The sequence below is a fragment of the Pyrobaculum organotrophum genome (assembly GCF_055384425.1).
Genome location: NZ_AP042430.1, coordinates 172116 through 186526 on the forward strand (window position 1 = coordinate 172116; position 14411 = coordinate 186526).

At 54.0% G+C, this 14411-nt stretch carries 18 protein-coding genes; all 18 read right to left on the minus strand.

Features of this window, described 5'->3' with window-relative positions; translation table 11 throughout:
- Nucleotides 1–17: 17 nt before the first annotated feature.
- A complete protein-coding gene (locus ACZ49R_RS01120) occupies nucleotides 18–266 on the minus strand; it encodes a hypothetical protein (protein WP_464733371.1) in 249 nt (82 codons plus the stop codon).
- A gap of 389 nt (nucleotides 267–655) precedes the next feature.
- Nucleotides 656–838, minus strand: a complete 183-nt coding sequence (locus ACZ49R_RS01125) for a hypothetical protein (RefSeq protein WP_464733372.1) — start codon at nucleotides 836–838, stop codon at nucleotides 656–658.
- A 15-nt stretch (nucleotides 839–853) separates the two neighbouring features.
- Nucleotides 854–1033, minus strand: coding sequence for a hypothetical protein (locus ACZ49R_RS01130; RefSeq protein WP_464733373.1), 180 nt, complete (start codon nucleotides 1031–1033; stop codon nucleotides 854–856).
- Nucleotides 1027–1359: a hypothetical protein gene (locus ACZ49R_RS01135; RefSeq protein ID WP_464733374.1), complete on the minus strand. Its 333-nt coding sequence runs from the start codon at nucleotides 1357–1359 to the stop codon at nucleotides 1027–1029. Before ACZ49R_RS01135 ends, ACZ49R_RS01130 begins: the two co-directional genes overlap by 7 nt.
- Nucleotides 1329–2057 carry a CRISPR-associated protein Cas4 gene (locus ACZ49R_RS01140; RefSeq protein WP_464733375.1) on the minus strand — a complete coding sequence of 243 codons (729 nt, stop codon included), beginning with the start codon at nucleotides 2055–2057 and terminating at the stop codon, nucleotides 1329–1331. The genes ACZ49R_RS01135 and ACZ49R_RS01140 overlap by 31 nt, the downstream gene beginning before the upstream one ends.
- A gap of 46 nt (nucleotides 2058–2103) precedes the next feature.
- The gene (locus tag ACZ49R_RS01145; RefSeq protein WP_464733376.1) at nucleotides 2104–2592 is read right to left on the minus strand and encodes a hypothetical protein; all 489 of its coding nucleotides are present in this window, start codon (nucleotides 2590–2592) and stop codon (nucleotides 2104–2106) included.
- Complete coding sequence (locus tag ACZ49R_RS01150) at nucleotides 2589–3866, minus strand: ATP-binding protein (RefSeq protein ID WP_464733377.1); 1278 nt, start codon at nucleotides 3864–3866, stop codon at nucleotides 2589–2591. Before ACZ49R_RS01150 ends, ACZ49R_RS01145 begins: the two co-directional genes overlap by 4 nt.
- Nucleotides 3867–3906: 40 nt before the next feature.
- Complete coding sequence (locus ACZ49R_RS01155; RefSeq protein ID WP_464733378.1) at nucleotides 3907–4659, minus strand: hypothetical protein; 753 nt, start codon at nucleotides 4657–4659, stop codon at nucleotides 3907–3909.
- Complete coding sequence (locus tag ACZ49R_RS01160; protein ID WP_464733379.1) at nucleotides 4656–5540, minus strand: ATP-binding protein; 885 nt, start codon at nucleotides 5538–5540, stop codon at nucleotides 4656–4658. Before ACZ49R_RS01160 ends, ACZ49R_RS01155 begins: the two co-directional genes overlap by 4 nt.
- Nucleotides 5541–5568: 28 nt before the next feature.
- Nucleotides 5569–6333, minus strand: coding sequence for an AAA family ATPase (locus tag ACZ49R_RS01165; protein ID WP_464733380.1), 765 nt, complete (start codon nucleotides 6331–6333; stop codon nucleotides 5569–5571).
- Between the two features lie 28 nt (nucleotides 6334–6361).
- A complete protein-coding gene (locus ACZ49R_RS01170; RefSeq protein ID WP_464733381.1) occupies nucleotides 6362–6694 on the minus strand; it encodes a hypothetical protein in 333 nt (110 codons plus the stop codon).
- The gene (locus ACZ49R_RS01175; protein ID WP_464733382.1) at nucleotides 6679–6963 is read right to left on the minus strand and encodes a hypothetical protein; all 285 of its coding nucleotides are present in this window, start codon (nucleotides 6961–6963) and stop codon (nucleotides 6679–6681) included. Before ACZ49R_RS01175 ends, ACZ49R_RS01170 begins: the two co-directional genes overlap by 16 nt.
- Nucleotides 6964–7086: 123 nt before the next feature.
- Complete coding sequence (locus ACZ49R_RS01180) at nucleotides 7087–8181, minus strand: hypothetical protein (RefSeq protein ID WP_464733383.1); 1095 nt, start codon at nucleotides 8179–8181, stop codon at nucleotides 7087–7089.
- Between the two features lies 1 nt (nucleotide 8182).
- On the minus strand, nucleotides 8183–9592 hold the full coding sequence (locus ACZ49R_RS01185; RefSeq protein WP_464733384.1) for an ATPase, T2SS/T4P/T4SS family: 1410 nt from the start codon (nucleotides 9590–9592) through the stop codon (nucleotides 8183–8185).
- A 186-nt stretch (nucleotides 9593–9778) separates the two neighbouring features.
- Nucleotides 9779–10111: a hypothetical protein gene (locus ACZ49R_RS01190; RefSeq protein ID WP_464733385.1), complete on the minus strand. Its 333-nt coding sequence runs from the start codon at nucleotides 10109–10111 to the stop codon at nucleotides 9779–9781.
- A gap of 28 nt (nucleotides 10112–10139) precedes the next feature.
- Entirely contained in the window at nucleotides 10140–10541 is a 402-nt protein-coding gene (locus ACZ49R_RS01195) for a hypothetical protein (RefSeq protein WP_464733386.1), read from the minus strand.
- 63 nt (nucleotides 10542–10604) lie between these two features.
- A complete protein-coding gene (locus tag ACZ49R_RS01200; protein ID WP_464733387.1) occupies nucleotides 10605–11627 on the minus strand; it encodes a CAP domain-containing protein in 1023 nt (340 codons plus the stop codon).
- Nucleotides 11628–11678: 51 nt separating this feature from the next.
- Nucleotides 11679–14402: a hypothetical protein gene (locus tag ACZ49R_RS01205; RefSeq protein ID WP_464733388.1), complete on the minus strand. Its 2724-nt coding sequence runs from the start codon at nucleotides 14400–14402 to the stop codon at nucleotides 11679–11681.
- Nucleotides 14403–14411: the final 9 nt, after the last annotated feature.

The following is a 14411-nucleotide window of genomic DNA, read 5'->3' on the forward strand; positions in this document are numbered from 1 at the left end:
GAGACAAGGGAAAAAAGCTAGGGGAACTGGGGACGGTGGAAACAACAGCGAGCGTCTAAAACTTGAGAAAGATCTGGCGTGGTGCGGACGGCCCAACATGTGATGTCGTCGTGGAGCCGACGACCACAGACGGAGCACCTCAGCGGGTGCGTCAGCTCGACCAAGAGTTGCGGTGGGATGTCGACGTCCCCCACGGACTCTCCCTCCTCCTCGTAGTACGTGAGGACGGCATACCGCTCGTCCTTAGGTTTCAACTCAATCCACACGATATAATCTACATGCCAACTTAAAAACGTGTCCGTCTCTCGATGTCCTCCTGTGGCGTGCACAGCCTTTGACTCCACATGCGCCGTCTCGCGGACGAAGACGACATATAGCTTGCCGTAAGTTGGTTCTTTCCTACCCCTCTTTCTCTACGTCGATTTTCACTCCACCGGACGCTTTTCTAGCGGAGGAAAGACCCCAATACGCTCCTAGCTTTTCCAATCAGAAAGAAACCGTACACATGAACGCAAGAAGTGAAAGGATAAGTACAAGGCTGATAGAACTCAATGAGATTAGATGCCCCTATTGTTTCTCTCACCGCGTCTATCCCGATGACCGCGGTTTATACGTCTGCCGTAGTTGTGCCTCAGTGTTATATCCTATCTACTATTCATAACAACCCGATTTTTTCTACCACGTATTCTGCGTAGTCTCTTAGGCAGTCTTTACACAGTGTCAACTCTATCACACCGCGGCGTATCCTGATGTAGCCCAGAGTCTCATACGTCACTCTCCTCCCGCAGAGGTCGCACCTTGGCCTTAGAGCGTTTACGAGGATTTTGAGTTCTTTCACGAAAAAATGGGGGGTTTAAGACCAACTTAATGGACTATGACAGATGGAATCTACTAGCCGGGCGATGTGTGGTCTCTGCTTGAGTGCCGATACTAATTGGTCGCACGTGAGTATCTCCTCCGGCTCTATCCCCAACCGCCGCAACTCGGCGAAGAGATATGCGCGGAAGGCGGCGTTTGGGATGAAGTCTAGCATAGCCCCAATCGTTCTGCAATCTCCTTCACGACTTCATCGTTAACCAGTGACAACGGCGTGTTTGGGTCAATGCGGGAGAAGTACTCTTTGATGACATCGCCCACTGCGACGGCGCTTAGGTCTATGTTGCCGTAGAACACGTAACGCTTATTGCCGAGTTTCATACTCTTTACTACCCCTTGCCGCTCTAACCGAGCGACGGCATATTGAGCCGCGCCGTAGGTTATGCCGAGCTCCTTCGCTATTTTGTACATGTGTGCAACCCTAACGGTCTCTAGATATTTCCGGACTTTTTCTACGACGTTTTGTTGTTGTGAGAAAGCCATGTGTTGACTCTTTCAGAAGGCGAAAAGTATGGACAGACGTCACGGTAGCAACAGGAACCACAGGAGCCGCGGCGGGGTGTCGGTTGCCCTCCGTCTCTCAACTCGACGTAGCGCCTAATCAGCTTCAGCGCCGCGGCTCTGTCGTATTCCACTCTGTAGAGGTGGGCGCCCGCTTGGACGCATGCGGCGAGGCCGCCGCGGCGTAAGCATGTGGGGTCGTCTGTCTTGAGGAGGTAGAGGGCTGTCGACGGGAGTGCGATGTACATCCGCTCGAGGGCGTAGCCGTATGCGAGCAGTTGCGCCCTCTCGTCTGGGTGTACTGTCGGCGCCGTGTTGGTCTTCACCTCGACTATGCTGACCACCCTCTTGTGCCATACCCTAATGACGTCCGGCCGCCCCAAGAACACATATCCGCCGTAGGTGAAGCAGAGTGGGAAAGAGGTCTCCCCACCGCGCTCAAACTCCGCCAAGATGCGTCTCAAGATTGCGTCTGCGTTTTCCTCATTTACGCCGCCTCCGCCGCCGACGTCTGCTAAGACGTGTAGTTCCTTGCCGCGGTTCCTTATGAAACACCGCCTGTCGCCGTAGCGCCAGTACAGAGCAAGTTTGTATTCACAAAACGCCAACTCGCCAATCTCCCAAATCGGGATAAAAGACCTAGAGAGGGCGATCTTCCAACAACGCCTAATGGACTCCACGTCCCAAAGCCCCCAAGAGGGCGAAAAGCGAGGGGGAAAAAGAGGGTTATTGCTCAACGACCGGGTGGACTCCAGTCGCTACAATACATTTGTACTGGCGGAGCAATACACGTGCTAGATCACGCGTGTACTTATACGCCAAATTATGCGCCAATGCGTTGAGTTTTATTGCTCTCTCCGTAATGGTTTCGTCAACGTCGAAATCGTAATAAACAATGTAGGCGCCGTATTGGCGGGACTGGAAGTACGGCAACCGTCTCGGTTCGCCGGTCTTCTGAATGCCGATGTTGCCCTTACAGATCTTTTTAGGCAGACCATCGAAGACGCATATGTCATTTGCATGTCGAGACACTAGAGTCTCCTCGAATATAGTCATATAGTCATGTAAAGTCTGCTTATCTACAATGTCATAGAATTGTAAGACCTCCAACCCGCGGCCGACCGCAACCGAGACTATGACGCCGAGTTGCAAACGCTTGGCATGTAAATAGCTGTAACACGTATAGTGTCTCAAACCACTATCAACCGCAATCATGGTGTAAATCTCACCAACGTGTTTCCGATGATGAACGTGCCGACAGGCAACGAAGTCAACAACTCGACGTCTGGTAGCGATGGCACCACTTTTGCTATCTCCTTGAGGTAGCGCGGGTTGCCTATAGCGCCGATCATCAACGTCGTATTGTTGGCAACGGTGGCATCGAATTCCTGTGATATGATAATGAGGTACCTCTTGAACTTCCTACCCTGGCGTAACATGTTCACTATAGTCCTCCTCAGAATTGAATCTCCGCGTTCGTCCTTCGCCGCATCGACTAGGGAGTGGAACTCCTCAATTACGATGTACGTCGGCTTTTCTGAGTCCTGGTGAAGCAGATGCTCTAGGACGTATTGTATCATTACCACCACTAATGCATCCAACATCGTCACCGTCCTAAATGCGCTGAAGTCAAGCCTGACTATACCGTTGAGCGATGTGTTGTTTGCAATCACCCACTCTGGATCCAACTGATCTAGCTTATTCAGTAGTGAATAAATGCTCTCTTTATCCCTGTTTTCTGCGAGCCGTTTTATCCTAAACGTCCTCCCCTTCCCGAGCACATCAAATGCAAGTTCTTGTATAACACAATCTAAGCTTTCAACATCATCCAACGTCTTCTTGCACTCTCCATCGACAAAATACTCCAGTACGGCAATCAACGCCGAAAGTGGGCTCATATTACGTCTCTCTACTAGCGCTTTCGCCACCTTCAAAGAATACCTTAGATAGCGAATTTGTGTCGTGGCGTTATATGGCAATCCAAGCAACAAGTGGAAACTCGCCAATGGCAAATCGAGCAACGGAATTTTGGGGGGACTCAAGTTTATACAATTCCTATCACAATCATACTCGCCGTGGACGTCGAAGATTATTACGTTATAATTGTTCAACTCATTCTGTATGATCTTCTTTATGGCGTGGCTTTTTCCACTGCCTGTCCGCCCCACCACGAAGAGGTGGGGCGGATTAATTGTGGAGATGCTCCACGGCCCCGACGGCGTCACGGCGTAGTGTCCAGATGGCCACTCAGCCGGCTCCAAGAACTCGCCGATCTCAACGTCGCCGTTGACTATCGTGCCTTTACAATAGCGGTTGACTTGTAATTGCAATTCACTAATGTCGGAAACATGCAGATACTCCTCTGGGATCTCTGAAACGCTTTTCGTAACGAGGACAATCCCGTTTCTCCCCTTCAAAAGGTCGCCCTCTTTTGAAAGACAATCCCAAATGAGCACTTGGTTTCCCTCCTTTTTTACAACCCGGTTCATAAGTAGAAAACCGACTTACGCCAGAAAAGAGAGGAAAAAACTAATGACGTTGAAGTTGATCCTTAACCCACTCCTCGAACTCCTCCAGTTTTTTCATGATATTTTCTTCCATTCTCTTGGCCATTTTCTCAGCGATTTTCTCAGTGATGTTTTCCAACTCCTCTCTTACGACGTTTCTAACTTCCTCTTTTACTATGTTTCTGACTTCGTTTCTGATTTCCTCTTTTACGATATTTTTAATTTCCTCTTTTGCCATCACATTCTTCTGTGTTTCAATGGCTTCTTTCAGCATCCTTATTACAGTATCGTAATATTCGAATTGCGCTTTCATCTTTTTTTCAATTTCACTTAGCGACAACGCGACTCTCATTGCAAACGTCTCAAATCTCTTATCTAGCTCCTTGTTTAGCTCTTCAAACACTTCCCTTTTGACGTCCTCCTTATTCTGATTGACCATGTCTTGTATCTTTGTTTCAAAATCGCCTAGCAATTGCCGTATCTTCACCTCGAATTCGTTGAGCCGCGACGCCAATTCCGCGTCTACTATCTTCTTAACTATCTCCTCTGTAATCTCCTGTTTTACGGCCTTGGCCGCCTCTTTTGTTGCGACATCGGGGGTGCCTGTCCCCAGGGGCTTGCCGGGCGGGCTGTCGACGATGACCCACTCCGCTCGGGAGCAAATGTCCGCAATCCTGTTCCCCTCCACGACGAGACAGTTCTTGAAATAGTCCTCGAGAGATGTCCGAGGGATGAAGACCACCTCGGGATCCTTCACCCTTCTCAAGTACTTCACGTTATACATAGCACCGCCTTATAAATTTGTTGCGCCCCCGTGGGGGGCACCCCCTCATCTATCTCAACGTCGCCAAACGGAATCTCTTCAAATCTCTTGGCGAGCTTCAACACGTCTTCGAACTTTATCTCGTATTTGTTGCTATTGTCAAGAATGACGTATTTATTGCGCTTCACGAGCCGGTGGATCATCTCCCCCGCCCCTGAGGCGGGGGCCAACACGACGGGCCGCAATAGCTCTTCTGTTCGCGGGTAGTCATGAATGACAACAAAAGCTGAATGCGAAAAGCTGCGGATAGTCTGCAATATGGCCTCAAAGGCGACGCGATTCCCCGACGCCATCAACGGCGATATGTCGTCTATTAACAAAACCGGCCTTATGCGCAACAATTGTTCGATAAATGGTAATGACACAAACAATGCGCCAAATTGCAAAACGCCATCAATTCCACTGATCCTTATAGCCGTATATTGTGGCCACTGTTTGACACGCGCGATCGGAATGCGTTGAACTCTTTCACCAAGCCATTGTGCCACCTCACGCTGATATACGTCGATTTTCGGCGAGTTCAAATATGACAAATAGTCAGCCAAACTGTCGAACTCTCTGGCACGGCTAGCAAGCATAGATAGCCCCGGACGGTATCCCGAAGTCGTAAGAGAAATGACCTCTTCTAACCGGTCTCTAATCCACTCCCATCTGAAGTAGATTTTGCTAGACGGAAGTTCTTTAATCCCAACGTAAATGAATGGCATTTGCAACTTATAACTGACATAAGCAACGGCACGGAGGAACGTCGTCTTTCCGGCCCCCGAGGGGCCCCTGACTTCATAGACCCTATTTTGGCTTATCAATATCTTTATCACTGTCTCAGGGTTCATGCCAAAAGGGTGTGTTCCGAGAAAAAAGCTAGATTACTCTGCGCTCGGCGTGTTTTACCCTAACGGCCAACCCCAGTATTTGCTCTGCAATACGTTGTATTGCGGAGAGCCACTGGCGGTCTCGCACGTAGTGGACGTAGGGGGCGCCTTCGGTCTGCGCCAACGCCATTACGTCTGCAGACAGGGGCACCTCGGCGTAGAAGCCGCCTTTCACCAATCCCCTCAACTCGCCGCTACTCTTTATTGCCTTGTTGAGGATTATCGCCAACAGCGGCGGCGGCTCTACGTGTTGCGTGATTGTGCGCCAGTGGTCGTGTAGCGCGGCGACGGAGGCGGCGGTGGGCTCGGTCACGAGGACGGCGACGTCGGTGACAGCCATCGCCGCCTGGAGGAGGGGCGTGTCCTCTAGCGTCCGCGCGGGCGTGTCAATGAAGATGATAGAGTAGCGGCCGAGTAGGTAGTTCACAAGGCGGATGAGGCGGCGGGCGACCTCGTAGTACGACACCTCTCTCTTAACCACAACCTCGCCCGGCGGTATGAGGTCGACGTGCGCCCCCTCTCCCTTGCCACAGAACTCCAATGAGTTGTCTCCCGATATGCCATATAGGTATTCGACGGCGCCCGGCCGCGTGTTTACACACGGTCTTGCGAGAATACGCGTAGTCGTCTTGTCTGAGTGGGATAGGTCAATTACGATTGTGGACATCCTCTGCGACACGAGGTACGCCACGTTAGAGAGGATGGTGGACTTCCCCACACCTCCCTTCGTAGATGTGAAAGTTACTACCAACATGACAAAGAGGAGAACTCAGGGAAAAAAGCTAGAGTTTGATTTGCTCGACTGACGCCCCCTCTCCAACCGCCTCCAACACAGTGACTATGTCCTTCTTCGAAAGACCCCTCTGCTGTAGGGTTGTCAACAAGTCCTCCAGTTGCGGCCCCAAGCGGAGGAGCGCGCGGTAGACCACGCCGGGCGGCAGACCGTACTTCTTGGCGAGCTCCTTTGCCTGTCGCTTCACCTCCCTCTCAATGTCAAGTTGTATCTTGCGCTCCTTGAGAGAAGAGGGGTCTATCCTCTCAAGCTGTCTCTTGAACTGTTCGTACTTTCCCCTTGTGGTGAAAACTCTTATCGTCTCGATCAAGCGTTTGAACATACAAGCTCGAGGAGCGCCGCTATGTCTGGGTGCGTCTCCTTAATGCGTTGTTTTATCGCGTCTTTCACGGCTTGGTCGGACGCAATTGCGCGCTTCATCGCCTCTACTACAGGCGGCGGCGCCGATTTTAGAGTCTCCAACAGATTGCTTAGCCAGTCTTGTGGTTGGGGACGGGGCTCCGGTTGTGGCGGCGGGAGAACCTCCTCTTGGAATGGCAATTGTGGCGGCTCAACGGGTTTTTCCTTCTCTCCCAATGTGATCTTTGGCATGTAAACTGTTTATCCGTGGTCTGAAAAGCTAGTTGCGCTCTTTCTACTCCCTCGGTTCACCTGCCTGACGTCGTCGCTGTCAGGCAGGTGAGTCGAAATAGTTGAAAGGGGAAAAAGAGGGGGTTAGATCGGCACGAGGAGCACTAGGGGGCCGACGCCGGACGCCGCAACGCCGAGGAGTGGCGAGTCGATGACGGCGCCTGCGAGGAAGCCGATCATGATGCCGAGGAACGCCATCAGCAACTTCAACGTCTCGATGTCTACGGCGATTTTCGGTTGCGGTATCTCCGGAGCGCCGGGGGCTTGCGGTATCTCGGGCGTCTCTGGGGCGAATGTGGACATCATGTGTGCGGTGTAGAGGGTCGCGTAGGCGCCCATGAAGTACAGGGCCAACATCACGAGGCCGCGAGTCAGAGCGTCTGTGCGGACGGCGCGGAGGAACGACACGAGTAGAGACATGACGTTGACGGCGTGTTGCTCTAGGTCAAACGCCCCGCTCTCCTGTACGATGTCAAACACCTTCATTGTGAGACGGCCGAGCGTCGATGCCCCCCAACCGCCGCCGCCCTCCCGCACCAACTGTAGCATGGTCTCGAATGAGTTTATTTCCCACACCGCCGGCCTGTATTGTAAATACCACGCCACGAAGACGGGGACTGCCCCCGCGGCGTAGCCCAAGAAGGCGCCTTTGACGCCGGCGAGGAGGTACCCCGCGAGGGCCCCCAACGGCGGAATCGCAACCCAAGGGAGGGCGCGGTAGGTCGTGATGGGCGGCACGAGCTCCCTCACGAAGAGGATCATGGCCGGCAACATCGCAAAGGAGTAGATCATGGCGGAGGGGTCGCCGCCCAACATCGCGAGCATCACGGCGGATAGGGAGCCGAAAAGCGCCACGGTGGCGACAAGAGAAACCACCATGTTCAACTGGTTGCTGATCTTCGACATCGCCATCTCAAGCACCATCCTCAACAATGCAAACAACAGAACTGTCCCCTCCCGCCGGTCGTAGCCCAGTTGGTCAAGCATATGCGCTTGTGCGGCGGTCGCAACGAGGGGAGACATCTTGAGCTTGTGCACGTTGCCGCTCTCAACTGCGACCTTCACCCTAGCCAACTTCTTGTCACCGAACTCTTTGTGGAGTTCTGCAAGAGCGTTTACCGCCGGCTCTGTCCTGAAGCGGAGGATGAGGAGGGCCGAGTAGACTATCTCGCGCCACATACTACTCCGCGTGCGCCAACACCGTGGCCATGGCCCGCTTCCGGTTGAGATAGAAGTCCCGCAATAATAATACCCACTCCCTGGGGTCGTGGTATACCGGTTGTTTTGACGCGTACCGCAGAAGCTCCACCTTGTCCCAGTAGTCGGGATCGCGGGGCGGCTCTGCGGCGGCGTATGCCCCGTCGCGTGGCTCCCAGATGGACTCCAGATATCTCACTGTCCGCCCCGGCTCCCGCCGAATCGCCATCCTGGCCACCACCATTTGCTTCTTCAAATGCCCGAGGAGAGACGGCGCTATGTTCATAGCCTCGAGACGTGCGTAGAGGTCGTCTACAGTGGCGGCGTGTATCGTCGTGATCATGCCGAGGCCGATCAGCGCGCCGCGGGCCCACGTCTGGGCGTCCTCCGGCCCCAAGATCTCGTTGACTATAATCCGTTGGACGCCAACACGTAACGCACGCTCCAATAGTTGCGACATCATTATCGGCTGTATCCCCGCTCCAAACGCCGTCACCTCCGTGAACGTGTACGCAGCCTGTGGGAGGAAGACCTCCGGCACCGACTGGACTATCGCGAGGGGGTCGAAGGGCGGCGTGGTGGACGCAATGGCGGCGGCTAGAGACGTCTTGCCCGTCCCGGGAGGGCCGATGATCATGATGGGGCGGCGTTGCTCCCAGTAGTGCCACAACAATGCGAGTTGCTCGGGAGTGGCGCCGCCGTACGCAATGAAGAGCGGCGCTATCCACGGCCTGGGCGGGAGTATGCGGAAGTGGAGAGTCTCGCGCGGGGCGACGGGCGGGATTGCGGCCGTCACGCGGACTGTGAGCATGACCCCCGGCTCACCGTAGTCTGCGCGGGAGACGGTGGGCGACCAACGGGAGAGCGGCGCCACCCTCCGCGAGACCCTCATGGAGAGCGTCTTCCTGTCTTGTGGACTCAACTCGACCGTCGTCTCCATCTTTCCATAGCGGTGGCTGTCGACGAGGACGACGTCTGTGGACTCCGTCACGTAGACGTCGGTTATGCCGAGGGCGTCAAACGCGGAATGCGTGAGGAGGGGCGTCAGAGCGCCGTAGAAGTAGAGATAGCGCATAATTGCGCTCGCGACCGCCCCCACCGCCTCCTCGCCGAGCTTCTTGCCGTATTTTTTGCGAAGCGCTTTGCTCCACAGTTCAAACGCCCGGTCTGACGTAAACGACTCGCCCTCTTGCACTAGCTTTGACTCCACCGCCGCCCTCACCCGCGTGAGCCAACCCATGTCGACGTCTACCCTAGGCACCTCGTCTTTGACTGCGAGCATGTAGGAGTCGCCGAATTTAACGACGGCGAGAACAGTCTTGAGGGCGCGGAAAGACACCTCGGCCGATTCAACTACTTCGCCGACGGGGTTCTCTAGATACGCAAACAACATGGGAAAATGGACGCGGGAGGGAAAAAAGCTAGAAACTCCCCTATCGAGACGGCCGTTTCGACGGGCGTATCCGCCGCCAGAAGCGGGCTTTGCGCGTCTCCTCCAGATATGCAATAACCGCTAGAAGCGATACGAGGTATATCTCGACCATGAGTTTGGGAATACAGAAGAAAAAAAGAGTGGGGGTTACTTACTCACCAAAACGTATAGGCGTCCCCCTTGCGGAACTACTATACAACTCCCCACCTTGTACTTCACGCCGTCTTCAAGCTCGTATTCGTCCTCATGGCCGTCTTTATCATGCCCCTTCTTGTCGTCTACCACCTCACCTTTGATATAGAGCTTTCCGTCTTTGTACTTCAGTGTCAAATCTCCACACTTCTGCACCGCGGCGATCTCCTTGGCGCCGTACTCCGCCACGTTCTGTTGCGCCTGTTGCATCACGGCAGAGGTGGCATACATAGTGACGCCCGCGATCGTAGCCATCAGCAACAGTACCGCCACTATTGCCCAGTACATTGAGAGAGGTGAGTTACGAAGAAAAAAGCTAGTAGGTTATGTGGCGCGTGGCGTACCAGGCGAGGAGCGACGCGGGTATGTAGAGAGGCGCTGTGTATGTGGCGACCGCGACGGCATACAGCGCGGCGGAGGTGGCCAAGAGCATCGACTTCTCGCGCCAGGCGAAGTAGGCGGTGAGCCCCACGAAAAAGACCACGTGGGCGGCGATAAACAACGGCTCTAGGATAATTATAGTATACGCTGTGAGGAGCACAAAGAAGAGGGCGGCCGACAGTTTGGCGATACGCTCTCCCGACTCTCTAGCTATCAGAATTACGCCGGCAAATACAAAGCCGTATTGCAAGTAGTAGAACGTTGGAAACGGCGGAATAGGCAGATATACGGCAGATGCAAACGCCGCCGCGACGGCGACGAGCAAATAGCCTAACATGACAGGGAGAAAACCACGGAGAGAAAAGAGAGCGTCACAACTGAAAGCCCCGCCCTTAGGAGTTCAACCAACCTCCACAGTGTAGGTAGCCAAGGGACACAGCGCCCCCTCGTTACTTCTCCCAACTCCAGGCTTCGGCTCCCACACGATACGCCTACTGTCAAACCCATATATGACAAAGGTGTAGAGACCTGGTTTCTGGGGTTTGAAAGGAATGTCTACTTTAAGAAACCAAAAAGTTCCATTTCTCCCCCTTGGTACAACATTAAATTCTGCAATTATCTCGCCTAACTCGTAATGTAATCGTTTTACATAACTTTTGTTAGGGACGTCGTAAAATATTCGTACGTAATAATTGAAATAAGAATTAGGCCCAATAGTATCGTTGACATAGCCCTCGGCTGTGAAACGCATGCCGTCATAAGTCGGCGGCTTGATCCAACGAACCCACCTAGACACCATGTAGATTGTCATGTGGGCTTCGGAGCCGTTATACACTATGCCGACAGAGACGTAGTTATTGCAAGGGTCGAGAAGAGAGCGACGGTGGCCCCAGTCGGCGTGCGAATCGTTGTAGACCATCCACCTTATCGACCCAACGATGAAGTCCGTCATGTTAACATAACATATTACCGTTTTGTTTGTAGGAGGACACTTTACCATCGCGCCGTTTTCCTCCGCGGCGTATTTCCCGCCGTCTAGCTTCGTGTAGTAGTAGATGGGGTGTCTGCCATCCGCGTCGTAGTGGCTAAAGATGCCGGTCTTCAACATGTATTCGACGCGGTACTGCGGGGTCTTGAGGGGGATCCACCTGACCGGCGGGACGCCCTCCCTCTCCCTAACCCGGTTGAGGTACTCCAGGGCGAGTCTCTGCCACTCGTTGGGGGTCTCGTTGTAGGTCTCCTCCGGCGGTATAGGCGGGAGCGTCTCGTAGCCGTGTAGAGACGCGGAGACTTTGTTAAAGACGTCGCGGACAAGCCCCTTCAAGACGCGCCACCCGGATTCTAACGTTGACTCCAAGGAGCCATTGGACACAGTGTAGAGGGCAAGGACTAGAAGGAGGATGAGGATCAAGATCATCCTCATGTACTATAGAAAAAACGGGGACTAAAAACATTTAGGAAAAAACGGGGGATTTTAAATGGGGCAATAGCCGTCGGTACAGTTGCCAGCCACGCCAGATATTTGAGTAGACGCGCCACCTCCAGAGTCACTCGACGAGCCGCCGGAGCCGCCCGACTGGCTTGCGACTCGGTCGGCCGTGCCCTTCCACCCGCTTGCCCAAGTGTCGCTTATGGAGTTGCTCGAAGAGGAGCTACCGGAGCCGCTATATTCAGCGGCGGCGTGTGATGCGTAGCCCGGCAATCCGCCAGAGATCGCGTTGCTAGTGCCCTGACGCATTTGCTGATAGTCATTATACACCTTGTCAGCGGTACCTTGCCACCCGCTACCCGCCGAAGAGCCGCCACTGGAGCCGCCCGACTTGCTCGCGACATAGTTGTCTGTTGGTTGTGTATTACTCCGCGCACTACCTCCGGCCCATGTGATCGATTGTCCGCCGCCTGGTATGGCGTTGCCGGGGCTAGCCGCCAAGTACGATCTGTACCCCTCGCCCGTTATATATATCGGGTTTGACATTGAGCATGTATAGCCGGCGGGGCACGAAGTGACTTCAACTCTTATCTTACTGGGGTCAGACGCCCTTATCGTCACAGTACCAGTCCCAGTCCCCTCGACACATTCGACATCGGAACAAATTCTCCAACTAGTCCTCTCGATATATGGATTGTTGCCAATGCCCATTGGGTTGGCAACTCTTATAGTGTAAGTGTTGTACTGTTGTGGTGGTGGAGGTGGTGGTGGTGTGGTCGGTGGCGTGGTGGTAGACGGCGATGGCGTGTTGCCTGAAACGCTTGGCACTGAACAACAACATCCGAATGGGCCATAGGCGACGCATGTGCCGCCCATCGCCTTGCACTCGGAGACTCCAGTGTCAATCGTGCCTAGCGGACAGTAGTTGGTTGTTGTGGTAGTAGTTGTTGTAGTGGTGGTTGACGTAGTGGTTAGCGTTGTGGGCGGCCTTGTGGTCGTGCCGAAGCTCTCTGGCGGGATCGGTTGCGGCAATTTGGTGGTCTGTGGCGGCGTTGCTGTCGGCGTTGTTCTCGTCGTGGTTACCTCCCGTACTACAGTTGTAGTTTTTGACACTGTCGGCGTATCTCTGTCGCAGAATACTGTGAACTCTACGTAGTCGCCGTTGCGTACAGATGCGTCCCACGGCACGATGTCACAGTCTCTGTAGTTGCCGGAGAACGTTACCACGGCGGCGTGGAGCACGTCTGTGGACCCGCCGATTCTAAGCGCGCCGTACCAACTACCGTATAGAGATACAGAGTCTGCAGAAGACCTCACCTCCCACCTCACGTCAGACGGCGATTTTACTCTGACCGTTACGTAGTAGCCACTCGGCGGACTAGTGGTGGTGGTAGTCGTTGTTGTAATTGTCGTCGTAGTAGTCGTTGTGGGTGGTGGCGAGCCGCTACATGTGCCGGACGCCACGCTTGTGGCCTTTATCGTGTCTCCCACGAGCGTGCCGTATACGGCGACTGGGCGGCCGGTGCCTACGAACGGCCCGGACACGAGTATTTGGGCAGACGACAGATCGAGCTTGTACGTCTTGCCGTCTTTAGTCATTAGGAAGTAGTATGTCTCGCTATAGCCTTTTGTGAAGTAGTCCACGACATACGCCATCACGTAGCCTTCGAAACATGATTGGCCAGAGCCAGTGGTGGTCGACAGTCTCGTGGTTGTTGTAGTTGTGGGCGACGTTGTAGTGGTTGGCGTAGTTGTAGTTGTTGTGGGCGTGGATATTGCTTTGCAACTACTGGCAACACTTTTAATATCAACGATGTAGTTTCCATACTGAACGATGCCACTTATGGCAACGGTCTTTCCAGTGTTTGCATATGGGTCAACCATTTGTGATGCCAATGGGTTAATGTAGTACTTGCCGTCGCTTGTCACGAGGTAGTAATCCGGCGCAGTCGGCAAACCGACCTTTTGAACTTGCCCCTCTAGACAGACAATCTGTGGAGTGTTTGTTGTTTGACCACCCCTCTGGTTGTTGTTTTGCGAGGTCTGCGCCTGATTTGGCGCTTGGTAGTTCGGCGTAGGCGTAACAGGGTATCTATAGCCACTTGGAGGCGCAACGCCTTGCGGCCGCGACCAAGGCGACCCTCCCGGCAAGTTGCCAAGTGATCCACTATTGCCGCTGGCCGCGTTCGGTGGGGAGCCGCCCGGCGGGTTGACTTGGGTAACGCTTGGCGCGAAGTAGGAGAGCGGCTGTGCCGTCAGTTGCGCCGGGTCTACCTCGTATAGCTCGACCTCGTTTACGATTATCTTCTCCACCACCTTGGGGTCTCCGGCGGGGTCGTAGTTGGTGAGTTTGACGCCGTCGTCAAACCTGTAGTTTGCGATAGTGAGGTAGATCCTCTTGGTGTCGGACGGCACGTTGCACTTGAGCACCATGTATTCCTTGGGCTTCAAGCGCCTGTCGGCGTCGAAGTAGTAGTTGTTTTTGGCGTCTAGACAGACGTATTGTCCCGAGGGGCCCTCTACTATGACAGACTTGAGAACTATTGGCACCTTGCCCGTGTTCTCGACGAGGATTTGCCCGTCGGGGCCGCTCTGGAGGACGTACGCCTTTGCCCACTCCATAGACCATATCAACTGTCTCTCTGCCATAATCTGTTGGTTGTACGACCACCACAGAGTGGTGGCGACTAGGGCGCCCATGGCCGCCAGTATAAGCAGTGTGGCTATTGTCGACTCGGTGGCTATCAGTATCCCGCGGGGTTTGGGCATAGGCGTATC